Source organism: Paenibacillus sp. 01L418 (assembly GCF_056400045.1).
Window position 1 is genome coordinate 1 of the sequence record NZ_JBFTSN010000002.1, and the last position, 22,324, is coordinate 22,324.

The window sequence follows — 22,324 nt, forward strand, 5'->3', positions numbered from 1 at the left end:
CAGCAGTGCAGCACCAGCAAAAAGGGCAAGAGCAATTAAATCTCTGGCAACGATATCCCATAAGATACCGCCCACCGCTTCGCGCATCATGCTGATCGCGTAGGTGAAGGGCAGGAAGGGGTGAATCGCTTGAAAAAATGGCGGTGTAACTTGAATTGGGAACGTGCCGCCAGATCCTGCAAGCTGAAGCACGAGCAGAACAATAGCCATCGCCTTGCCGACATTGCCAAATACGGATACAAGCGTGTACACAATCAGCATGAACACCGCGCTCAAAATAACGCCAAACAGCACAAACCATATTTTGTCGGCGACATAAGCCTTTAGCAGCCATATATCGCCGATCGTAACAAGCAGCGACTGTACAATCGCAATCGTAAGGAAGGTCAGGTAACGCCCAAAATAGACGTGATAGCTGCGGTATGCGGTTTCTGCTGTCGAATGGACGTCCACACTAAGCAGTGAAACGAGCAGYAGCGCACCAACCCATAGCGATAACGTTGTGAAAAATGGGGACATGGCTGAACCGTAATTCGGTATCGGATATAGGCGGTTCTCCTTCAATATAACCGGCTCAGCGAAAAAAGCACCCTCGCGTTCGGCGTCATTTTTGAGCAAATCAACAAGCTCATTTAAATTGCCTTCCTTCTCCAAGTCACGAATCCGCTGTGCGAGCCCTCTGATTTTTTGCTCTGCTGCGGGTAAGTTTTTTTGAATGTTGGCCATTTCCTTGCCGCCAAGCTCTAGTCCCTTAGCGGCGTCGCTTACGATGGATGCAGCACTCGGAATGACCTTGTTTGCTTCCGCTAATATGGACTCTGCGGTTGCAGCTGATTTTTTCGCTTTGTCAGCTGCTTGTTTGATATGCGGCAAAATTTCACTGTCATAACGGCCTAGCACATCCGTTAAGAACGAAGAGGTTTCCTTGGATAAGGTGCCGAGACGATCAATTAGCGTTTGCGCTGGCTTCTCGCCCTTTTCGACTGCTGACCGGATTTGCTTAACAATCGTAAGCTGCTGCTGAAACCTTGTGTTCACCTGTTTTAGTCGATCAATGGTCGACACGATTACTTTACTTGGTGCCAAATCATTCAAGCGATCGAGCAAATTCAGCATCCCATCAATGACGATGATGGAGCTTGTCAGGCGCTGCTCTGCCAGCTCCAAGCTCTTTTTTACCACTTCAGGATCTATATTCGTATCTTGTAATATGCCGACAAGCTCCTCCACCGAATTGGCCGTTTGCAGCAGCAGCTGCAAATCCTGCTTAATCAGCGGGCCAGCCGTGTCGAGGGACGATTTGCTTTGGTCAAAAAAAGTACCAAGCTGCTTGGAGAAAGCTTCGCCGTCCTTGGCGAGCTTGGCAGCTTTTGGTAGCTCCGTTTGAACGGTTGCAACGATTTTTTTCGATTTTTCAATATCGGTAACCGCTAGTGCGACGGCGTCATTAATCTGAGGAAATAAGGTTTCCAGCTTGAATACAGTACTGCGAACCTGCTCAATCGCTGGTTTGTTCTCCTCGAGCTCAATGCCTATTTGATTGAATATACGAAAAATCGTTTCGTTAGCGGTTTTGACGAAGCTTGCGCGAACCTGCTCAATGATGCCGCTCGCACCCTTCTGGGCGATTTTTGGCGATACGGCATTGATCTTCTCATTTACCGCGTAATCGAGCTCTGCTTGTTGAAGATTGTTCGATAGCACCGTGGCCATTTTGGCAGAAAAATCGGGCGGAATGGTGATGCTGGCATAATAGTCGCCATGCTTAACGCCTTCAATGGCCTTGTTGCCCTCTACGAACACCCAGCCAATTTTTTTATTTTCCTTCAAGGAGGCTATAATTTCGTCTCCAACTTTGATGGGCGTCCCATGCAGCACAGCGCCTTCATCGTTGTTCACGACGGCAATAGCAAGTGAACTGGTCTGGCCGTATGGGTCCCAAGACGCTTCAATGTTGAACCAAGCATATAAAGACGGCAAAAAAGCGAGTCCGACGATGACGATGGCAGCTGCGCTGTTCCGGAAAATACTGCGAAGATCTTTGGCGTAAATAGCGAATATAGGCCCCATGTTCTCCCACCTTCAACAATGATTTACTTAGTATTGCTGAATAGTCCAAAAACTACACCACAGAATTGTCGCTGGTATCCATGGGAGTACAGGTGAGCATAGAAAAAGCAGCATCCAAAGCGTTTTACGCCTCGGATACTGCTCTTGATTTGATTACTTCGCTGCTGAGCTTTCATTAAAAATTTCAGCGAGTAGCTCATAGGAGCGAAGGCGTGCCGCTTGATCATAAATTTGGCTAACGACAATTAACTCGTCAGCGCCAGTCTGTTCAATTAAGGCGTTCAGCTTGTCCCTAACCGTTTCTTTGGTGCCGGCAATGGTGAAGCTGAGCTGCTTTTGAACGATCATTTTCTCCTGCTCGTTCCATAGGCCATCCATGCTGTCAACTGGCGGGTTCAGCTGCCCCATGCGTCCTCTTATCAGGTTCAGGAAGGCTTGCTCCTGAGAGGTAGCTAGGAATTTAGCGGCTTCATCGGAATCAGCGACAATGACGTTCAAGCCAACCATCGCATATGGCTTATCCAGCACCTCCGATGGACGGAAGTTGTCGCGATACAGCTTCAATGCGGGCAGCAGGAAATCCGGCGCAAAATGGCTGGCAAAAGCAAACGGGAGGCCATGGTGACCAGCAAGCTGTGCACTAAAGCCGCTGGAGCCAAGCAGCCAGATCGGAACATCTAGACCCTCGCCGGGAACAGCCCTTGGCAATACGCCGCGTGATTCAGCGCTCGGATGGAAGTAATGGCGCAGCTCGTTCAGCTGCTCTGGGAAATCCTCGCCGTTGCTGCCAAGTCCGCGGCGCAGCGCGCGGGCTGCCACTTGATCAGAGCCTGGCGCTCTTCCAAGCCCAAGGTCGATACGGCCTGGATACATGGATTCGAGCGTACCGAACTGCTCGGCAATGACGAGCGGTGCGTGATTCGGAAGCATAATGCCGCCAGAGCCCACGCGGATTTTTTCTGTTCCAGCAGCTACGTAGCCTATAACAACTGAAGTGGCAGAGCTTGCGATGCCAGGCATATTATGATGCTCTGCCAGCCAGAACCGATTGTAGCCCCATTTATCAGCGTGCTGGGCTAGCTCAAGTGTGTTGCGGAACGAATGAGCGGGCGAGCTGCCGGTTACGATTGGTGCAAGATCTAATATCGAAAAGGGAATATTGTGTATAGACATCGTTGAATTTACCTCCCATGTAGCGCACAGCGGGATGCTGCTGTACGGATAGTTTAAAACCCCAGCGCCAGCAAGGGCGTGGGGCAATATGCTTAAGTCTATTATTGTGGGTTTGTTGTCCAGATTCCTGCGGCTTTAATAAAAACGCGGTCAGGCAGCTTCAACGTTGCAAGAACCAGCGCAGCCATATCCTCAGCTTGCATCATGCGATCCTCGTCACCAATTTTCAGGCCAGCGTTTGAAGCAAGCTCTGTGTTGACTGTGCTTGGTGTTAGGGCTGTTACACGAATATTGGATTTACGGACCTCTTGCATAAGCGCCTCAGTCATGCCCATGACAGCAAACTTGGACGCACAGTAAGCGGAGCCGGTTGCAAAGCCGCGTTCGCCAGCCGTAGAAGCGATATTGATGATGCTTCCGCCGCTTTGCTCCAGCATAGTTGGAAGTGCAGCGCGGGTTACATAATAGGTTCCGAGCACATTCGTTTGGATGATGCGCTCCCACTGCTCGTGATCCATTTCAAGCAAAGTGCCGAATGTACCGATTCCTGCATTGTTAATTAGAATATCGATGGAGCCTAAGTTCTCTTTGAGTGATGCAATCGCTTGATCGACATCCGATTTAACAGCGATATCGGCGGTTGCAATAAAGACCTTAATTCCGTAAGTGCTTGTAAGCGAGTCTTTCAACGTTTCCAAGTCAGCGCTCGTACGAGCAATGATGCCAAGGTTGACGCCCTCTGCAGCTAAAGCAACAGCAATCGCTTTGCCGATGCCTTTTCCTGCACCGGTAATGATAGCTGATCTATTTTTTAATTCCATGGTTATCTCTCCTCTATTCATTGTAGATTGCTTGATTCGTATGAAGCGGCATAGATATGATATCCTCATAACAAGGAATTTACTACGTTGTGTCTTATTATTGAGCTATATTCTAAGGATTGCAAGTACCAACTTAATATTTGAAAATAGGACAGAATGATGATGGCGCTTTCTCATAATGCCAGTTATCATGCGATTTTCTGGTGAATTAGACGGGCAGCGTAGTGATTGCATATGTAGATTTGTATAATGTTTTGACGAAAGGAGCCTCTCACATTGGGAGATCAGCATTTTAAAGAAACTGTAGAGTTGACTTTGAAAGTCATAGGCGGGAAATGGAAGCCAGTTATTCTTTGTCATTTGACTGCAGGAACGCATCGATTTGGCGAGCTGAAGCGGGAGATGCCGGCCATTACCCAAAAAATGCTTACGCAGCAGCTGCGAGAATTAGAGGAAGACGCGATCATTGATCGCAAGGTGTATGTTCAGGTGCCGCCTAAGGTAGAGTACTCTTTAACAGAGTACGGCTTAACGGTGAAGGAGCTGCTGAACGTCATGTCGAAATGGGGCGAGCAGCATCAAGAAAGAACGGCTGAGCTGCACGAAAAATGACAGAAATGGCTGCTCATAGTTCCCGAATGGGTACTACGTTACATAAAAGTGCGTACTTTTTTTTTCATCCGTAATCCTCTAGAATAGGCCTTGTCAGTGAAACAAACAGAACCTATGAGGAGTGAATATAGATGAAATTGCAATTAGCGCTGGATCTTGTTGATATTCAAGGGGCTATTGAAGTTGTGAAGCAGGTTGAATCTTATGTAGATGTCGTGGAAATTGGTACGCCAATCGTAATCAATGAAGGCTTGCATGCGGTCAAAGCGCTTAAGGAAGCTTTTCCTAACCTGACCGTACTTGCGGATTTGAAAATCATGGACGCAGGCGGCTACGAAGTGATGAAAGCTTCTGAGGCTGGTGCGGATATCGTAACAATTCTTGGTGTTGCAGAGGATGCGAGCATCAAGGGTGCCGTCGATGAAGCGAAGAAACAAGGAAAACAAATATTGGTTGATATGATTGCCGTTAAAAACTTGGCGGAGCGTGCGGCTGAAGTCGATGCACTCGGCGTTGATTATATTTGTGTTCATACGGGCTACGATCTGCAAGCGGCTGGTCAGAACTCCTTCGAGGACTTGCGCACTATTAAAGCAGTGGTAAAAAATGCGAAGGTAGCTGTGGCAGGCGGCATTAAGCTGAACACCTTGCCGGAAGTTATCGCTGCTGGTCCTGATCTTGTCATCGTAGGCGGCGGCATTACGGGACAAGCCGATATTAAAGCAGCAGCTGCCGAAATGCAGCAATTGATTAAGCAAGGTTAATTCGAAGGATGCCAAAAGAGAATAATCTAGCTGCTATCATGCAGGAGCTGAATCAAGCCTCGGGTCAGCTGTCAGAGGATCAATTGGAGCTGTTTTCTGAAGCTGTTGGCTCGGCAAGACGCGTATTCGTGGCAGGAGCTGGCCGCTCGGGACTGATGATGCGGGCGTTCGCGATGAGACTGATGCATCTCGGCTTGGATGTGTATGTCGTTGGTGAGACGGTTACGCGCAGCTTGAGCAAAGGTGATTTGCTTCTAATTGGCTCCGGCTCTGGCGAGACAAAATCGCTGGTGCCGATGGCGGAGAAAGCGCGAAGCTTGGAAGCTGCGGTAGGCGCGTTAACCCTCTCGCCGGCATCGACGATCGGCAATTTGGCTGACATCGTCGTCAAGCTGCCTGGCGCCCCGAAGGATCAGGCAGCGAATGAAGCGGCTACGATTCAGCCGATGGGCTCATTATTTGAGCAAATGCTGCTGATTGTATGCGACGCTATTATTTTGCGATTGATGGAGAAGCAGGCGTTAAGCGGACAAGCGATGTATGGCAATCATGCGAATTTAGAATAGCTGTAGTTTAGAAGGGACTTTCTCTAGGGCGCAATGCGGCCGGGGATCGTCCCTTTTTTTATTTCTAACTTTCTAACGACTAGGATCTATTCGCAATAGCGGCTCGATAGCGAAGGCGATACGGAAGCGAAGGCTTTCAGTGGGATCTTTGAGCTTGATGCCCATCAGCTTCTCGCATTTGTCCAATCGATAAATAACCGTATTGCGGTGCACAAAAAGCCGTTTAGACGTTTCGACGAGCTGGCATTGTGTATCGTAATACATATTCAGCGTCCGCGTCAGCTCCTTTTGCTCGGCTTCATCAATAGAAGAGAAGCACTGAAACGTTTCCTCGTAAAACTGCTTCAGCTCGTCATCGGGAATCATACGGAAGAGATAGCTGATATCCTTGGATTGATAGGACTGAACAAACCTCGTTTTTTTCATTTGGTAACCGATTTGCAGCGCTTTGACTGCCTCATTATACGACAGCCCGATATCAAGTACGTTAGTAACCGGATTGCCGACGCCAAGCGAGATGCTAAGCTGGGATTGCTCAAACAGCAAAGACGTCATAGCGGATAAATGCTTGAGGAACGTATCCTCCTCCCACTTGGACTCTTGAATGAACAAGAGCATCCCAAACAAATCATTTTTGGTAAACATAACAAACACTTCACCCAGCAAGGAAAAATGGCGCTTAATCAGCTCATATTGCACATCCCGCTCAGAGATCAGGCGCTCGTCGAACAGAGCCGCAGCATTAGTTGTTTGGCTCTCTCTAGGATTTGTCTGCTCATCCTTCTTTGCAGCTAAAAGCAGATATTTCCCTTTTTGCTTAAGGCCGTATTTTTTGCCGCGATGCAAAGCCTCTTGTTCAGAACCGATAAAACCATCAATTAAATCGGAGAAAAATTCATTTTTGTACCGACGTGAACGCTCCTTTACCGCCTGCAGCTTCGACATCTCCATGCCTATGACGTTCGAGGCCTGCTCTAGCGTTAAGTCATGTTGGTTTGATGGGGCTTGTTTTGGCTGAAAGGTAATCAAATAACCCTCATGCCTATAGGTGAATATCGGATAGATCGCTACATGGCGGTATTCGTGTAAAGCGGGATCAAGCAAGCAGTGGTGTGCTGCAGTTTGAAGAGAGGGCCGGCTGCTTAGAATGGTTTCGACTGCTGATACGAGAGGCAGAAACTTAGGCAGCTTGAAGTGATGCGAGTGAGACGTAACCTGCAGCTTGCTGTTAAGCAGCACAACAGGCGAGTGAAGCAGCTGCGTAAGGGCAGTTACAATTTCGGGAATACCGTTTCCTTTCATGATCATTGAAGCAAATTGTTTGTGGACGGTCAGCGAATGCTGCAGTTCATCATTTTTATTATCTAAAATAACGCTGGTCGAGCGCTGCAAGATTTCTCCGAGCGAATGTTCAACCGAAGAGATTTCGATAATCGGAAACGGGATACGATCGGCCGCATCCTTGATCTCTTGGGGAATGTCGAGGGCAAAACGTCTCGTCTTTACCGCCAGGCCAGAGCATTTCAATTGATTCATCTTCAATATCAGATCGAGTAGAGCTTCAGGATTTTCCTTCATAAAGTAGCCGTTTGTAAGCAGCAGCTCGCCAGGCTTTAAGAAATGAATGATGTCGGGGGCATCCATAATATTAACGGTTTCAACGACACGGGATAAGCCGCTGTGGCCTGCAATGACCGTTGATCCAGAAAATATTGGGTGTAACAGCAATTGTTCGAGCAGCATTCTTATTCATCCCTCTCCGGTTTAGTTCCTGATATAAAAGCTAGCAGTATTCAAGAATGCTGTAAAGATTATGTTAGACGTTTCATCTAAAAATATAATTAAGATTTGTATTGAACGTACAATGACAGTTCGTAGGCAAGCAGGTATGCTCTTTTCAAGGGTTTACATGCCAAACAACAACTGATGGGTGAGCCTCTCCGCAAGGTTTGTCTCATCGTCCACATGATAATCGGAGGTGAGGACAATGCTGGATTTACTTCTCACACAAGTTCGTTTACAGAATGAAACAAGGCTCATGGATATTGGAGTGCAGCAGGGAAAGATCGAGTATCTAGCGCCAAGCGGGAGCGAATGTGTACCCGAAGCACAGCTCATAGAGCTCGCTGCTGGCGGGATGCTGCTGCCGGGTTTTGTAGAGCCACATATTCATTTGGAAAAGTCTTGTCTGCTCTCGCGAATGACTCAGGAAGCAGCCTCTTTATCTGGGGCGATTCGCATGACCGCAGATATGAAGCATGACTTCACCCCGGCAGATATGAAGTCGCGTGCGCTTGCTGTTATTCGTGAAGCGATTCGCAGCGGTGTCACGCATATGCGCTGCCATGTGGAGATTGATCCTATCCTTGGTTTGACAGCCTTTGAGGCTGTGCTTGAGCTGAAGGAGAAGGTGAAACACGCCCTTGATATACAAATTGTAGTGTTTCCTCAAGAGGGTATATTCAAAAGTCCAGGTACGGCTGAAATCATGGATGAAGCCATGCGTTCAGGAGGCGATGTGGTAGGCGGCATTACGTATCAGGATGATGACCTTGAAGCGCATCTGCAGTATGTATTCGAACTTGCGGAGAAATACGGCAAGCCGATCGATTTTCACGCTGATTTCTCGGATAACCCCGAACAGCTTGCAATTGTTAAAATTGCTGACAGAACGATTGCAGCAGGGATGCAAGGCCTTGTATCCGCAGGGCATGTAACCTCGCTCGGTTCGCTGGAACGCAGGCAAGCGGAAGTTGTTGCTGATCTGATTAAGGAAGCCGATCTTCATATCATGACACTGCCGGCCACCGACTTGTTTATTGGCGGCAGAGGTGATCAGGAGAAGCAGCGACGCGGGTTAACGCCAGTAGGTATGCTGCTTGAGAAGGGGGTGAACGTTGTTGTCGGTGTTAACAATATACGCAACCCGTTTACTCCGTTTGGCAAAGCCGATCCGCTGGAGATCGCATGGCTGCTTGCAATAACCGCATATATGGGCGGTGAAGGCGATGCTCGCCAATTGATTAAGATGCTGACAGAGGGAGCCGCAAGAGCGCTCGGGATCAAGAGCTATGGACTGCAGCTGGGCTCAGAAGCTGATATGGTGTTATTTGCAGAACCGTCCGAACGGGACATTCTACTCGGTAAGCCGGAGCACAGAACGGTATGGAAACGTGGTGTTAAGGTGGCAGAGACCCATGTCACGAGCAGCTTGCAAGGTTTTTTACAAKCCTAAGCTTTGATCTCGAATGTCCGTATAATTACAAGGTATTCGTATGATAACAGCCTAACTAGGCACATATTAATCCAATAAAATGGTAGAGGGTGGAAAAGATGAACATCACACAACTAAATCGAGTTCTTATTAATGATCGTTTATTTGATATGACACTAGACTTGCAGAAGGGTACGATTTCAAAACTAACGCCAAGCAATAATGATTCTGCTGGCGTGAACACGGGTAGCGTAAGGGATGCTGAGGGATTGCAGTATTTGCCGGCGATGACCGATATGCATATCCATTTGGACAAACATTTTTTGGGTGAGCCGTGGAAGCCGCTGCAGCCTTTTATCACATTGCCCGGACAATTGGCGTTTGAGAAGTCCATGCTGGCTTCACTGCCGACTACGGCAGCCGAGCGTGCGCGTCGTCTTATCGATTTGCTCCTCAGCCATGGCACCACCAAAATTCGGACGCATGTAGATGTTGATCCAGAGCTCGGCATCTCCCATTTGGAGGATGTGCTAACCGTACGGGAAGAGTACCGAGGAATTATGGAAATGGAGATCGTAGCTTTCCCGCAGCAGGGACTACTTCGATCGGATTCCTTGCAGGTGATGAAGGAAGCTTTGCGTGCTGGAGCCGAATATGTCGGCGGTGTTGATCCGGCGGGGCTTGATCGCAAAGTCGATCGGAGTCTTGAAGCTATGTTTGAGCTTAGTGCAGAGTTTAATGCGGGCGTTGACCTTCACTTGCATGATCCCGGCCACTTAGGTCTATATACGATAAGCCGCTTTGCTGAACTGACGGCACAAGCGAATAAAGGCGGAAGAACAGCAGTTAGCCATGCGTATTGCTTAGGGCAAGTGAGCGAAGCAGAATCCAAAGAGCTCGCTCAGCAGTTGAAAGCAAATGACGTAGCAATCATTACGAGCGTTCCACTCGATAGACCAATGCCTCGCGTAGATCAGCTTGTAGCAGAAGGCGTTCGCGTACACGTCGGCTCGGATAATATTCTCGATGCTTGGAGCCCATTCGGCAACGGCGATTTGCTAGCAAGAGGTGCGAAGCTGGCAGAAAAATTCGGCTGGATACTTGATGACGAGCTACTGCAAACTTATCCGCTTATTTCAGCGGGGCCACTTGCGCCCAAGGCAGGCGATCCTGCCAGCTTTATGCTGGTAGCTGCGCTGAATGCGAAGCATGCACTGGCTTATGCTCCGGCTCGCACCGCGGCTTTCTCTAACGGGAAGCTGGTAGGCGGCAAATGGGCGGAAGCGATGACCAAGGCATAGGAATAGGAATAGGAATAGGAATAGCCTTAGTTAGAGATAGAGTCAATGGCAATGACAGAGTCAGAGACAATCACAGAGACAAAGGACTCACAATATAAGGCTGGTTCACTGCTCAGTACTGCCGCTCGTTCATATGGTGTTCATTATTTTTCTGTATGCTTGGCTTTCAAAGGTAAAGCGAGCATAGAGAGGAAGTAAACGATGAACCTATCATCTGTAACGAGCGGCAGCAAAGTATCCTATTCGGCGGTATCAACGGATACATCAAGCTTGGAGAAGCAGGTGACGAGCCTGCAGGCAGAGCTGGAAAAAGTAAATGACAGCAAGGATGACCAAGCGACCAAGGACAAGAAAGCGCAGGTTATTCAGCAGCAGATTCAGCAACTGGAGCAGGAGATTTTAAAGCAGAAGGGGAAGACAAGCGCTGCTTTGGCTGCTCCTTCCGAGGAAGCTGTCAGCGCACTGGCGCCAAAAGCTGCGATAGGGCAAGTGGCAAATTCGGATCGGACGTTCGACATGCGTGTTTAGTTTAAAATAAGCAGTCGTTTGGTGCACTTCACTAATAATACGATATGAAATAAGGGAAGAGTTAAATGGGTAAACTAGCGATTGGCTTGGTTTACCTATTTGACGTGCAACCAAAAGGTGTTATATAATCTCGTTACGAAACCAAATGGTTTCATATCGTTGTCTATAAACTGCCAAGATACATTAAATGGAGGTCATGAGTTGGAAAACAATAATACACAAGGTACGCTGTCTGATATTAGACAAACGCTGATATTTAACGCGCCGATTCAAAAAGTATGGGACGCTGTTGCAACATCCGAGGGTATTGCCGCATGGTTTATGCCGAACAATTTTCAAGCGGAGCTCGGTTATGAATTTCATTTGGAAGCGGGGCCTTTCGGAAATTCCCCTTGCAAAGTAACCGTGCTTGAACCGCCGACGCGCCTTACCTTTGAATGGGGCAAGGATTGGTCGCTCAGCTTCGAACTGTCTGATTTGCAAGGTAAAACGGAATTCACCCTTGTTCACTCTGGCTGGGATGCGAACAAAGTTACTGAGTTCGGACAGTCGCATGCAGAGGTTCGTGATCGCATGTCAGGCGGCTGGGTTGGTCTTGTTCAGAAACTTAGCACTTATGTAGAGGCCTAATATGGCTAAGCCCGCACCAAAGCATGATGTGTTTCAGGCTATTGCTGACCCAACGCGTCGCAAGCTGCTGCATTTGCTTGGGGATGAGGAGCTGCCGGTTACCGTTATAAGCGGTCATTTCACGATGAGCCGTACGGCGGTTTCGAAGCATTTGCGTGTTTTGGCGGATGCTGGGCTTGTGAAGGATAGGAAGGTTGGGCGGGAAACGCGTTACCGGCTCGATCCTGAGCCTCTCCTTGAGCTGAAGCGATGGCTGGCCTATTATGAGCGTTATTGGGAAAATAAACTGTTTGCGCTTAAGCGCTTTGTCGAAGCAGATGAAGATTCATCTGCGGACCCGTTTGGCCCGCTTACGGTTATAGAAAAGGATTCCAGCAAGTAAGGTCAGAGTGCAGCTGTGGTAGAAGAGGATGCTCCTAACGTAGATTTTTCTACTTTAGGTGCAGCCTCTTTTTTTAGTGCGGACTAAACAGATCGGTTCGCGTGCGAAAACAAGGTTAGTGAAAAGTAAGGCAGCGCTTTTGCTCTGTTGAGGCCATCATAATAGAAAACCCCCAATTCGTCGGAATTGGGGGTTTTGTTGTTCATTTTGCTGCAAAAAGCGCAGCTCACAAGCAGCCTGCAGATGAGTTTCTACATTGCAAGAAAATGCAGTGTAGATGGGAGCGGGTCTGCTGCGAAGCCTTCGTTTCTAAATAGCTTTACACTAGCGCAGCAGTGACAAGTCGAAGCTTGGGACGAGCCCTTCTTCAGCAGCACGGCCAAGCAGTGCAGTTATCGCGGCATACCCGTCGTCACCTAGATTTCCAGTAAACTCATTGACGTATAAATCGATGTGCGCCTGCGCAACGTCTGGTGAGAGCTCCTGCGCATGCATCATAATATAGGGGCGAGATTCCTCGGGATTAGCCCAAGCATATTCAAYGGATGCGCGAACCCAATTGGTAATCGCATCTGTGTCCAATGAGCGCTTAGCGATGATGGCCCCAAGCGGAATAGGCAAGCCTGTGTCTGATTCCCACCAGCTGCCAAGATCAGTCAGCATGCTGAGTCCATATGTGGGATAAGTGAAGCGGGCTTCATGAATAACGAGCCCCGCATCGATTTGACCATCGCGAACTGCAGGCATAATTTCGTGGAAGGGCATGACGACAATTTCGAGATCCCCGTTCGGAATATGCTGAGCCGCCCATAATCGGAATAAAAGATAAGCGGTTGAGCGCTCACTTGGTACAGCTACTCGTTTGCCTGCTAGATCAGCAGCACTTTTTATTTCCCCAGCAGTTAATACGAGTGGCCCGCAGCCTCTGCCCAGCGCGCCTCCACAAGGTAGAAGCTTATAATCTTCCAATACCCAAGGGAGTGCAGCGTAAGATATTTTCATGACTTCGGGCCCTTTGCCTTTTGCAGCCCAATTGTTCGTAATATCGATATCGGCATAGGTAACGACCAGCTCAGGTGCACCCGGAATAAGCCCGTGCGCCCAAGCATGGAAAACGAAAGTATCATTTGGACAGGGTGAATAAGCGATATTCATTTTAAAAAACCTCCCGTATGGCTTTACTAGCTGCTTCTAATGAGGCTAATGCTTCTCCAATGCGCCACGCGGAGCGATCCCGCGGTCCAACCGCATTGGATATCGCGCGAATTTCAGTAACTGGAATACCAAGTGCGGACGCAGCTACTGCTACGCCATGGCCTTCCATTCCTTCCGCAGACGCACCGCTGATTCGCTTGCTTAGCGCAGCAGTGGTCTCAGCCGTACCTGTTGCTGTTGTAACGGTAAGAATAGCGCCGCTGCAAACCGTTAAGCCCGCTGATTGAATAGCAGCATACAAACGATCATTCCAAGTCGTGCTTACTGCAATACGTGCTGATCCGAACCCCAGCTCGTCCAAGCTAAGGAAACCATCCTGCGTCTCGGCACCTAGGTCAGCAGCAACAATGAGGTCGGCAACGACTAATGAGCCTATCTCTGCTTTTCCGACAAAACCGCCGCCAATGCCTGCGCTTATGACCAAATCGTAGGATTCAGCTGCAGCAGTTAAGTACGCCGCTGTGCGTGCTGCCGCCGACGCTGCGCCTACTCCAGCTGTTATGACGTCGACACGGTTTAACCCATCTAGCCCACGGAGAACCGCATCGCGCTCGGCATCAACCGCAGTCACGATCAGCACTCGTTTACTGCTATGGCGCCATTCCTCACGAGATTCCAGTATCGAATCGTTATGTGAATTTTTAATCATGATGACGTTAACTCCTTTAGTAGCCTTCCGGAACGACTAGCCTTTAGCTATCGTATCATTCACTAGATTATTGATGCAAATGCGAGCTTACCCAATCGTGATCTTGCCTTCAGGGTAGCGGTAGAGCTCTTTTTTGGTACGTGTGTTAAGCGCAAAGGCCAACGTGACAGGCCCTAGCCGTCCGACAAACATAAGCAAAATAATAATAATTTTTCCGATTTCGCTCAAGTGGCTCGTTAGTCCTGCTGACATGCCCACCGTACAGTAGGCTGAGGTCGCTTCAAACAATATGGCAAGAAAAGACCCTGTCTCCGTGATGGAGAGGAGCATGGTCGCCCCGCAAATAATCGAGAACGCAATCATGGTGAACATAATCGCTTGATGAATTTGGGTTTTGGAAATGCGATAACGGAACAAGACGACATCTTCTTTTCCTCTCATCATCGCTACGATTGCTCCAATGAGAATAGCGAAGGTCGTTACACGAATACCGCCGCCCGTTGAGCCGGGGCCCGCGCCGATAAACATAAGCAGGATGATGAAAAACTGTGTAACCTCTCGCAGCATGCTGGGATCAACCGTACTTAAACCAGCTGAACGAGCTGTAACCGATTGGAACAAGGCGCCAAAAATTTTTCCGATTGCGGATAGCGGGTGAAGCGTACTGGAATTGGAAAACTCCAAGGCAAAAATAACAATCGCGCCAACTACGGTGAGAAGGCCGGTAACTGACAAGACAACCTTGCTATGTAAGCTGAGCTTTCTGTTTTTTGGATAGTTCACGAGCTCTGATATGACGATAAACCCGATTCCGCCAAAAAAGATCAGCAGCATCGATACGATATTTACAAACGGGTCCTCCACGTAATGGATGAGACTACTTGCCCGTTCGGGAAATTGGGAAAACAAATCAAAGCCAGCATTGTTGAAAAAAGAAATACTATGGAAAATGCCAAAATAAATCGACTTCCCGACCGGCATTTCCAGCATGAAATAGCTGCTAAGCAGTACCGCTCCGGTTAACTCGATGACTAGAGCGTAGAGTAGAACTTTACGAATCATGCGTACGATGCCTTCTGTCGAACCATAGTTCATGGATTCTTGCAGCACGAGCCGCTCCCGAAACGAAATACGCTTGCGAAACAGCAAAGCAAATAAGGTTGCCATCGTCATAAAACCTAATCCGCCGATTTGGGCTAATGCGATGATGACAACCTGACCGAATGTGGAAAAATGAGTGCCGGGATTTAATACAGTAAGTCCTGTTACGCAAATTGCGCTGGTGGACATAAACAAAGCATCCAGATAAGAAAGCGAAACGTCACTCGAATAAGATATAGGCTGCGATAAGAGCTCGGCGCCAATCAATATAAGAAATATAAAGCCGAAGGTCATCACTTGCGGAGGACTTGGCCGAAAACGCAAAATGTCGCGCAAGGCGGCAAATTTAAACATGAAGTCATCCCACCTATCTCTTTCATGCTAGTATGGTTATTTTTGTTGATTTGCATGTACACGGTCCTGATTGGATAAATGCACAGCGTTTCTTCCGCTATGCTTGGATTGGTAGAGTGCCACGTCTGCTTCACTTAATAGCGCTTCAAGCGGAACATCGGCGGATTTTGCCTCAGCGACCCCGAAGCTAGCGGTTATGGATATCGCTCTAGCCGCGCTGTAGAGCGGATTTCCGGCAATGGCTGCACGGAGCTGCTCAGCGATTTGACCAGCTTGTACAAGTGATGTATTCGGCAAGCTTATAGCGAACTCTTCTCCGCCATAACGTCCGAATAAGGCATCAGCCGGGAGCGTTTGCTGGCAAATCATTACGACATGCTGTAATGCAAAATCGCCTAAGCTATGCCCATAACGGTCGTTGATTTGTTTGAAATAATCGATATCAAACAAAATAAACGAAAGCGGCTGCTTCGTTTGATGGGCAGAGGAAAGAAGCTGTCTGCTTTTTTCCATAAAGAAGGTTCGATTATAAATAGAAGTAAGCCCATCAATTTCCGCGAGATGGCGCAGTTTATTCTGAAGCAGCGTGTATTCCGTCACATCGATCATCACGATGGTTCTGCCAGCAAGCTGGCCATTTGGCTTTAATAGGTTGGAGGCTCTTATCCGGTAGTAGAACGTTTCCCCGCCTCGAATCCATTTGAACTCCTGCTCGTACTCTCCGGTTTCGTCCATTCCGAAGGAAAAGGCGCCTGATTCGGCTCCGCGCTTCCAAATGTGATCCAGCTTCTGGCCAATCGCCAAAGGAGTAAGCGCAGGAATAATCGTTGTGGCTGCGCCATTAAAGTCCATGATTTGGTTTTCTAAATTAAGAACGAGAACGCCGTCGCGCATGCTCTCAAAGATATGTTCCCGCGCGATAGGCGCAACGGTCAGCAGCGCAGTCGAGAATATGGATGTGACATACAATATGGAGGTCACACACATAAGAATCGGAACAGGGTCCATCCCAAGCGGAGTTTGACCAAGCACATACATAAGTGCCCCTAACATAGGGAGCGAAATGCCTACTGCCAGTGTGAGCATTTGCTTGCGATAAATGGATTTTGTCTTCTGCCAATGACGCGCCAATATAAACAAGCTGGCGAGCATAGATCCAAAAGTGTATCCGCCATGTACGTAATACCAGATGCCAGGCACTACATCCACCACTGTTGTAGCAACATGAGGCCGCAAATATAAGTTTTTATAAAAGAGATTATGATATTCGTTGGTTGTGACCATGAGCAGCGTTATGGCAGGAATAACGAATAAGACCCATGATTTTTTGAACGTATTGAATTTATTTAGCCCAACATAGTGCATGATGAGCAGGAGGCTGTAAGGAGCGATAAAGGGCATGCCTATATATTCAATGTTTAACCAAAAGCGAATTTCTTGAAGCGAATCGCTGGCAAGCTCAAATGCGAAAGCAAAGGTGTATACGGCTGATAGAACGGTCATCCACATAAACACGCTCATGCCTGAAAATTTATTCTTGTTGTAATAAGCATATATGGCAAGCAGCACGCTAAGAACGCCTGAAATAATGACAATAATAATGTACTGTGACATAGGGGAATTCATAGTCATGACATAAGCGACTCCCAATGTAGCGGAATGATAATACGTACTTATTAAAAAAAACTATGGATGGGTAATAGGCTACGGACACATTTTACCATAGTAGCTTAATTTTCTACAAAATAATATAAAACCGGACAGCAAGGTCGTTATCCTAGCTGTCCGTTGGCAATGATATTTCAACGCAGGTGCCTGAGCCGAGCTCGCTGTGGAACACAATGGTGCCCTTATGCGCAGCGATAATCTGTTGGCTTACCATAAGGCCGAGACCATTTCCGCTCGTTTTATTCGTAAAGAAAGGCTCTCCTAGGCGAAGCAAATCACTCTCGGCAATTCCGCAGCCTTGATCGATAAATTGCAGGATGATTACTCGATTTGCATCACACGCCACCTTCACGGAGAGTACGCCGCCGCTGGTCATCGATTCAATGCCGTTTTTCATAATATTTACGAAAACCTGCTTCAGCTGATTAGCCTCGCCAATCACCTCAGGAAGCTCGGCTTCCGCGAGCAGGGCAAGCTGCACATTGCTCATCTTTGCCTCTGAATCGAGCAGCATCATAATATCGCCAACGAGGCGGATGATATTCACAGGCTGATAGATCGTGGCCTGCGGCTTAGCGAATACGAGAAACTCGCTGACGATCATATTAATCTGATCGAGCTCGCCAAGCATAATCTCAAGATGAGCTGGCGATAACGAGCCGGTCTGCTTGTGCAACTGTACAAAGCCACGCAGTGTCGTAAGCGGATTGCGAACCTCATGCGCCACGCCCGCAGCAATTTGCCCAACGACCGATAGCTTCTCAGACCGCCTAATGATCTCTTCTGTTTGTTTGCGTGAAGTAATATTCCGAGATATAGTGGCAATCGCAATAATGGTGCCCAGCTCGTCGCGAATAGGAGAAATCGTAATGCTGAGATCGATGAGATTGCCGGATTTACTGTAACGCACTGTTTCATAATCCGTTACAGAGCCGCCTCGCAGTACAGTGGCCTCAAGCTCTTGGTGTGAGCTTAAGTAGCCTCGCGGAACGTTATCAAGCGTGATGCCAAGCGCTTCTTCTTGGCTCCAGCCGTACATTTTTTCAAAAGCGATATTGACCTGTATGACATGGCCTTCCAAATCAGTAACATGAATGGCGTCCGATGTATGATTGACGAATGATTCCAAATACTGCTTCGTGCTTTGCAGCTCTTCTGCAGCAGCTTTAAGCTGAGTTGTATAATGATTTAGATTATTGCCCATCGTATCGACACGAGAGGCAAGCAAGCCTAATTCGTCCTCGCTGCGAATCGTAATGACTTCCCCAAAATCTCCTGCAGCAATCGCGTTTACTTTACGTAAAACTTGATTGAGACCGCGCAGCATGAAGCCGGCTATGAAATAGCTCGCAATCATCGTAATAAGCACGAGTCCAAGTGAAATGACAAATTGCATAACCAGCAGCTGATTAACGGGCTTTTGAATCGCTTTCTGATCAAAAACGACGCTAAACACATAGTTTTTGTTCGTCTTAATCGGGATAAAGTTTTTGATAACCGGAACGCCGTTGATGTTTCTTTTGACAGTAAGGCTCTTACCGGTTTTATTGACTTGTTGAATATTTAAAAAATCGTTTGATTGATCCTGATAGTTATAGTCGCCAAACGGGATGGCTCGAACGTCGAGGTTGTAAACGGGAATGCCTTGTTTGTATTTAATAATTTTGTCCTTGCCGTAAAACTCAAGGTCGAATCCGGTAACTTCTAGAATATCGGATTGATCGGCAATGATCTTGTTAACGATTGCATCTGTCCCAATGGTATAGTCGAAATCAAGCAGCACTTGAGCGTTGACGTATGGATTGATGATATAGTTTGTTGAACCGTCATAGTAATAGCCCCATTTGCGAATTTCGGACGGATCCGACGTTGAGAAATTAAACGGGCCTGACCAGAAGTTTTTGAGCTTCTGACCTTGCACAATGTTTACTTCTTGTTTGTCGAAAAGCTGTAAAAAGGCAACATGCCAGTAATCCCAGGTTTTTGAGCTCATATTAATTTCATTGGGGTCTGAGGAACGTTTCGCAACAACATCGTTTCCAAAGCGCTGCCATAATGTAATATGATCGACGCCAAGCTGAGCGCTAAGCTTTACGAGCTGCTCATTTGTTACATTTTTAATTTCGGGATCCAGCTGTGACTTTGCCGCTAGAGAGGCAATGCGCAGCTTGTCGCCAAGCGTGTCCTCCATGTACTGGCGGGCGTTCTCTGACGCTTCGACAGTACTGCTTATTTGCTTTGCAATATTAGTAAACTGAACTTCTAGATTAGCCTCAGCTTCAGTTTTTGTTGTGTAGTAATAGAGCAAGGTGCTTAGTGTCAGTATGACAGCTACTATTATGGATATGGAGAAGGATAGCTTAGCTTTAATCGACAAAAATAATTCCTCCCACGGTCTAAGATGCTCCTACTTACAATTAGACACGGAATGACAAAAATCCTGTTTAGGCGCACAGAAAAAAGGAGAAACAGCAATCGTTTCTCCTTTTATGAAGCAATACGGATTTTGGTACCTATGAACAAACATTCGTTGCCATGTATCGGCTAGGCACGTGAGAATTGCTCTTCTTCTAAGTACTGCTCAGCTTCCTCGTAGGTCTCGAAAGCGGATTCCAGATTCAAGTCGGCATATAGATACCAAAGATCTTCTTCGAACAGCAGTGTTAGCACAGCATTGTCCGGTCCGATCCAGCGCTCTTCTTGCGGTGCCTTTTGCTTTTTCTTTTTCTTCGATTCCGGTTTCTCTGGCGGTGCGATGGATAGAGAATGGATCGATTTCTCAATAAGCGAGCGAAGCTCTTCCTCGTTGAAATCGCGAATGTTGACTAGGCCTTTGTCATCGGTTGCTACACCTTTAACTAAGCCAGCGAAAACATAACCGTTTCCGTTCGGATGCAGATGGTGCACGACCGACTTTTTCTCATGTGCGCTTTCTTCGTAATGGAAGTTCGTGCGGCCAAGAGAAACATCCTTCCGTTCTAATTCAGGAAAGCCTTCAATTATTGCAAGCTTTTGTTCAAAAGACAACATCTTTTATTTCCTCCTAAAGGTTTGCGAAGCAAACCACCTCGTAAGCATAATCTTAGGTTTGCGAAGCAAACCACCTCGTAAGCATAATCTTAGGTTTGCGAAGCAAACCACCTCGTAAGCATGTGCTTAGGTTCGCGATGCATGTGATTATACCATACCATAAGAGGGAGTTGTTAGATGTCTTTCTTCTTCGTCAGCAGGATGACAGCGCCGCAGAGAATAAGGATGATCGCAATGATCGGCTGGCTGAGTAAAAACTTGCTGTAGAGGGAGCCAATGGAGAAGACGGCGAAGAAGAGAATAGACAACACAGTCAAAATGTTAATGGGAATAAGCAGCCATTTGTTCCGATTGCCGAACCAATAAAATTCGAACAAGCCAATGGCAACGGCGAGAATAAAGCCCGGCCACATGTACCCCCAATTGTTGAATAACATAGCGATCTGACAAACGACACCTGCAGTGAACAAAATGCCTCCCGGAATTAATAGGCCTGATCCACGTCTGCCAATCATGGAGAAGTACAGCCAGTGGAAGAAAAGCCCAACGGGTATGACGAATAACGATGGCCAGAAGTAGGCAAATATTTTGCCTGGGCCAAATTCTTCGCCTTGGTTTAGAAATAATACAGCTCCGAGCAGCAGGAGGACAAACCCGCTAATGGTTTTTAGCTTCATTGTTTTATTGCACCCCAATCAACGTTTTATTAGCTGAATTCAGCATAGCATACATTGAAATTAACTGTCCTCCTGCTGTAGGTAAAATGGTTAGCTGGACTAAAGTCTAGTACTCACTCCTCCTCTGCATAGGGGTTGTCAGTGCTGGATGACAATTTGGCGCTCCGAGGGATGCAGAGAAAAAGCTTCATCTATTCCGTCGGGGATGATGCTTAGCCGCTCAGACAGGCGATTGCCCTCAAAGGCCATCATAAAGGGAATGCCCAGTATGGCTAAAACAACGAGTAGAACGCCAGTATGGCGCAATTTGCGCAGCCAAGGGCGGTAAACAGGTGGTGCCTCCGCTGCAAGTTGGTTGCGGTGAGTTTGAAGCATCCAGACGATGCAAGCAATAAACAAAAAGAAGGTGGTCGTCATTGTCACGAAAGACCAGCGGAATGAATGAGGCGGAATAAAAGCAAAATAAAGCATGGCAAATGAGCAAAGCGGTGCTAGCTGAAAGGGAACAATAAGTACGGGATCGGATGCTTGGCGGCGCCGTGCTACATCATTAGCATTATCAGTCCGGGCGTTCGTTCGCCGTATGAGCCTGCGCATTTTTGGGTAAGAACCCAGCCAAATGAGCAGCACTGGAATGATAGCAAACGGCGTGTGAATGAGCAGCCGATGTGTCCAAAACTGAGGATGCGTCATCGAAGCCAGTATTAAGTCTGCTGCAGCAATTCCCACCGTAAGGAAGCTTAAGCAAACAGACCAAAATAACAGCTTGCGTGTTTTGTAATTAAGCTGCTGCTCAGTTTGGCTATAAGCCAGTTTAGATGCTTTGGCAGCAACTATTAATGAAAAAATGACAAAGAGCATTAACGTGCCGAGTTCAAAATAAATGAATAAATAATGCATGGAATGAGCCCCCTGAAAGTAATGATAGCACCTTATACAGTTATATTATAGAAGCGATTTTACTAGTCGTTATACATCTTATCTAGTTCATCTGTTATGCAAAACCGCCGTAAGTCGGAACGAAGTACTAGACCTCTGGCGGGGAAAAAAAGTCGAAGAAACGCAAATGGAATCGAACAATACAAAATGCGGAAATAGTTCCTATGAAACGACATTTTACACCTCTTGTTTAGTTCTATGAAAGCGCTACAATTAAGGTAATAAGAAGTAGGAGGTGAATAAACATGAGCCAAGAAGAAGAAGTAGTTCAAGAAGGCGTGGAAGAAACCGCTGRACTGATTTCGGAAGAGGCTCCAGCTGAAGAAGTAGTAGAAGCTGTTGAGGCTGAACTGGAAGAAGAAGTGGAAGAAGCTGCTGCAGCTACGGAGGAAGAATCCTCTGAGGAAGCAGAAGAAGAGTCAGCTGAAGAAGAAGCAGCTGAGGAAGAGTCTGAAGAGCAATAATGATATCTATCATTTTATATTATAAAGAGAAAGACTGTTCTTAGGTTGCTTTGGCGACCCAAGTACAGTCTTTTTTTATTGTAAAAAAGGCTGGATTATACTTATTTCTTAGATCTATTTTTAAAAACCACGATTAGACCGCCAATAGAAATGCCAACTATAGCCC

The 22,324-nt window shown here is 47.3% G+C and carries 21 protein-coding genes; 9 read left to right on the forward strand and 12 right to left on the reverse strand.

Annotated elements, in window-relative coordinates; translation table 11 throughout:
- The 3 genes from AC1DSE_RS00360 to AC1DSE_RS00370 all read right to left on the reverse strand — a co-directional run.
- Nucleotides 1-2,070: YhgE/Pip domain-containing protein (locus AC1DSE_RS00360; protein ID WP_477527308.1), on the reverse strand; the 2,070-nt coding region annotated here is incomplete at its 3' end.
- Nucleotides 2,071-2,223: 153 nt separating this feature from the next.
- Complete coding sequence (locus AC1DSE_RS00365; protein ID WP_477509500.1) at nt 2,224-3,243, reverse strand: LLM class flavin-dependent oxidoreductase; 1,020 nt, start codon at nt 3,241-3,243, stop codon at nt 2,224-2,226.
- A 101-nt stretch (nt 3,244-3,344) separates the two neighbouring features.
- A complete protein-coding gene (locus AC1DSE_RS00370) occupies nt 3,345-4,064 on the reverse strand; it encodes a 3-ketoacyl-ACP reductase (RefSeq protein WP_477527309.1) in 720 nt (239 codons plus the stop codon).
- A gap of 276 nt (nt 4,065-4,340) precedes the next feature.
- On the opposite strand from AC1DSE_RS00370, the gene AC1DSE_RS00375 reads away from it, so the two are divergent.
- The 3 genes from AC1DSE_RS00375 (at nt 4,341) to hxlB (ending at nt 6,006) form a co-directional block, all read left to right on the forward strand.
- A complete protein-coding gene (locus AC1DSE_RS00375) occupies nt 4,341-4,676 on the forward strand; it encodes a winged helix-turn-helix transcriptional regulator (RefSeq protein ID WP_441910001.1) in 336 nt (111 codons plus the stop codon).
- 131 nt (nt 4,677-4,807) lie between these two features.
- Nucleotides 4,808-5,440, forward strand: a complete 633-nt coding sequence (gene hxlA, locus AC1DSE_RS00380; protein WP_477509498.1) for a 3-hexulose-6-phosphate synthase — start codon at nt 4,808-4,810, stop codon at nt 5,438-5,440.
- 8 nt (nt 5,441-5,448) lie between these two features.
- Nucleotides 5,449-6,006, forward strand: a complete 558-nt coding sequence (gene hxlB / locus AC1DSE_RS00385; RefSeq protein WP_477509497.1) for a 6-phospho-3-hexuloisomerase — start codon at nt 5,449-5,451, stop codon at nt 6,004-6,006.
- Between the two features lie 72 nt (nt 6,007-6,078).
- Here the strand turns inward: hxlB and AC1DSE_RS00390 are convergent, their stop codons facing one another.
- On the reverse strand, nt 6,079-7,749 hold the full coding sequence (locus tag AC1DSE_RS00390; protein ID WP_477509496.1) for a PucR family transcriptional regulator: 1,671 nt from the start codon (nt 7,747-7,749) through the stop codon (nt 6,079-6,081).
- A 244-nt stretch (nt 7,750-7,993) separates the two neighbouring features.
- Here AC1DSE_RS00390 and AC1DSE_RS00395 point away from each other — a divergent pair, with 244 nt between their 5' ends.
- From AC1DSE_RS00395 to AC1DSE_RS00415, 5 genes are all read left to right on the forward strand, one after another.
- On the forward strand, nt 7,994-9,241 hold the full coding sequence (locus AC1DSE_RS00395) for an amidohydrolase family protein (RefSeq protein ID WP_477527310.1): 1,248 nt from the start codon (nt 7,994-7,996) through the stop codon (nt 9,239-9,241).
- Nucleotides 9,242-9,339: 98 nt separating this feature from the next.
- A complete protein-coding gene (locus AC1DSE_RS00400; RefSeq protein WP_477509494.1) occupies nt 9,340-10,521 on the forward strand; it encodes an amidohydrolase family protein in 1,182 nt (393 codons plus the stop codon).
- A 201-nt stretch (nt 10,522-10,722) separates the two neighbouring features.
- Nucleotides 10,723-11,049 (forward strand): FlxA-like family protein, encoded by a 327-nt coding sequence (locus tag AC1DSE_RS00405; protein ID WP_477509493.1) that lies wholly within the window; start codon nt 10,723-10,725, stop codon nt 11,047-11,049.
- 201 nt (nt 11,050-11,250) lie between these two features.
- On the forward strand, nt 11,251-11,679 hold the full coding sequence (locus AC1DSE_RS00410; RefSeq protein ID WP_477509492.1) for an SRPBCC family protein: 429 nt from the start codon (nt 11,251-11,253) through the stop codon (nt 11,677-11,679).
- Nucleotide 11,680: 1 nt separating this feature from the next.
- On the forward strand, nt 11,681-12,061 hold the full coding sequence (locus AC1DSE_RS00415; RefSeq protein WP_441878476.1) for an ArsR/SmtB family transcription factor: 381 nt from the start codon (nt 11,681-11,683) through the stop codon (nt 12,059-12,061).
- Between the two features lie 324 nt (nt 12,062-12,385).
- On the opposite strand, the gene AC1DSE_RS00420 is transcribed toward AC1DSE_RS00415, so the two are convergent.
- The 8 genes from AC1DSE_RS00420 to AC1DSE_RS00455 form a co-directional block, all read right to left on the reverse strand.
- Nucleotides 12,386-13,216 carry a 1,4-dihydroxy-6-naphthoate synthase gene (locus AC1DSE_RS00420; protein WP_477527311.1) on the reverse strand — a complete coding sequence of 277 codons (831 nt, stop codon included), beginning with the start codon at nt 13,214-13,216 and terminating at the stop codon, nt 12,386-12,388.
- Between the two features lies 1 nt (nt 13,217).
- Nucleotides 13,218-13,925, reverse strand: a complete 708-nt coding sequence (locus tag AC1DSE_RS00425; RefSeq protein ID WP_477509490.1) for a futalosine hydrolase — start codon at nt 13,923-13,925, stop codon at nt 13,218-13,220.
- Nucleotides 13,926-14,012: 87 nt separating this feature from the next.
- A complete protein-coding gene (locus AC1DSE_RS00430) occupies nt 14,013-15,380 on the reverse strand; it encodes a TrkH family potassium uptake protein (RefSeq protein WP_477509489.1) in 1,368 nt (455 codons plus the stop codon).
- 36 nt (nt 15,381-15,416) lie between these two features.
- Nucleotides 15,417-17,012 carry a histidine kinase N-terminal 7TM domain-containing diguanylate cyclase gene (locus AC1DSE_RS00435; protein WP_477509488.1) on the reverse strand — a complete coding sequence of 532 codons (1,596 nt, stop codon included), beginning with the start codon at nt 17,010-17,012 and terminating at the stop codon, nt 15,417-15,419.
- Between the two features lie 145 nt (nt 17,013-17,157).
- Complete coding sequence (locus AC1DSE_RS00440) at nt 17,158-19,425, reverse strand: PAS domain S-box protein (RefSeq protein ID WP_477509487.1); 2,268 nt, start codon at nt 19,423-19,425, stop codon at nt 17,158-17,160.
- Nucleotides 19,426-19,592: 167 nt separating this feature from the next.
- Nucleotides 19,593-20,078: a hypothetical protein gene (locus AC1DSE_RS00445; RefSeq protein ID WP_076266379.1), complete on the reverse strand. Its 486-nt coding sequence runs from the start codon at nt 20,076-20,078 to the stop codon at nt 19,593-19,595.
- Between the two features lie 173 nt (nt 20,079-20,251).
- A complete protein-coding gene (locus AC1DSE_RS00450) occupies nt 20,252-20,755 on the reverse strand; it encodes a hypothetical protein (RefSeq protein WP_339205534.1) in 504 nt (167 codons plus the stop codon).
- 138 nt (nt 20,756-20,893) lie between these two features.
- Nucleotides 20,894-21,655 carry a hypothetical protein gene (locus AC1DSE_RS00455; RefSeq protein ID WP_477509486.1) on the reverse strand — a complete coding sequence of 254 codons (762 nt, stop codon included), beginning with the start codon at nt 21,653-21,655 and terminating at the stop codon, nt 20,894-20,896.
- A 284-nt stretch (nt 21,656-21,939) separates the two neighbouring features.
- Between AC1DSE_RS00455 and AC1DSE_RS00460 the strand changes: the two genes are divergently transcribed.
- Nucleotides 21,940-22,158, forward strand: a complete 219-nt coding sequence (locus tag AC1DSE_RS00460; RefSeq protein ID WP_477527312.1) for a hypothetical protein — start codon at nt 21,940-21,942, stop codon at nt 22,156-22,158.
- Nucleotides 22,159-22,324 lie beyond the last annotated feature (166 nt).

Excerpts from the sequence above, each read along its gene's own strand:
- AC1DSE_RS00370 (WP_477527309.1), bottom strand. The coding sequence starts at position 4,064 with ATGGAATTAAAAAATAGATCAGCTATCATTACCGGTGCAGGAAAAGGC.
- hxlB (WP_477509497.1), top strand. The coding sequence starts at position 5,449 with ATGCCAAAAGAGAATAATCTAGCTGCTATCATGCAGGAGCTGAATCAA.
- AC1DSE_RS00450 (WP_339205534.1), bottom strand. The coding sequence starts at position 20,755 with ATGAAGCTAAAAACCATTAGCGGGTTTGTCCTCCTGCTGCTCGGAGCT.
- AC1DSE_RS00365 (WP_477509500.1), bottom strand. The coding sequence starts at position 3,243 with ATGTCTATACACAATATTCCCTTTTCGATATTAGATCTTGCACCAATC.
- AC1DSE_RS00430 (WP_477509489.1), bottom strand. The coding sequence starts at position 15,380 with ATGTTTAAATTTGCCGCCTTGCGCGACATTTTGCGTTTTCGGCCAAGT.
- AC1DSE_RS00390 (WP_477509496.1), bottom strand. The coding sequence starts at position 7,749 with ATGCTGCTCGAACAATTGCTGTTACACCCAATATTTTCTGGATCAACG.
- AC1DSE_RS00415 (WP_441878476.1), top strand. The coding sequence starts at position 11,681 with ATGGCTAAGCCCGCACCAAAGCATGATGTGTTTCAGGCTATTGCTGAC.
- AC1DSE_RS00455 (WP_477509486.1), bottom strand. The coding sequence starts at position 21,655 with ATGCATTATTTATTCATTTATTTTGAACTCGGCACGTTAATGCTCTTT.
- hxlA (WP_477509498.1), top strand. The coding sequence starts at position 4,808 with ATGAAATTGCAATTAGCGCTGGATCTTGTTGATATTCAAGGGGCTATT.
- AC1DSE_RS00405 (WP_477509493.1), top strand. The coding sequence starts at position 10,723 with ATGAACCTATCATCTGTAACGAGCGGCAGCAAAGTATCCTATTCGGCG.
- AC1DSE_RS00425 (WP_477509490.1), bottom strand. The coding sequence starts at position 13,925 with ATGATTAAAAATTCACATAACGATTCGATACTGGAATCTCGTGAGGAA.
- AC1DSE_RS00435 (WP_477509488.1), bottom strand. The coding sequence starts at position 17,012 with ATGACTATGAATTCCCCTATGTCACAGTACATTATTATTGTCATTATT.
- AC1DSE_RS00445 (WP_076266379.1), bottom strand. The coding sequence starts at position 20,078 with ATGTTGTCTTTTGAACAAAAGCTTGCAATAATTGAAGGCTTTCCTGAA.
- AC1DSE_RS00400 (WP_477509494.1), top strand. The coding sequence starts at position 9,340 with ATGAACATCACACAACTAAATCGAGTTCTTATTAATGATCGTTTATTT.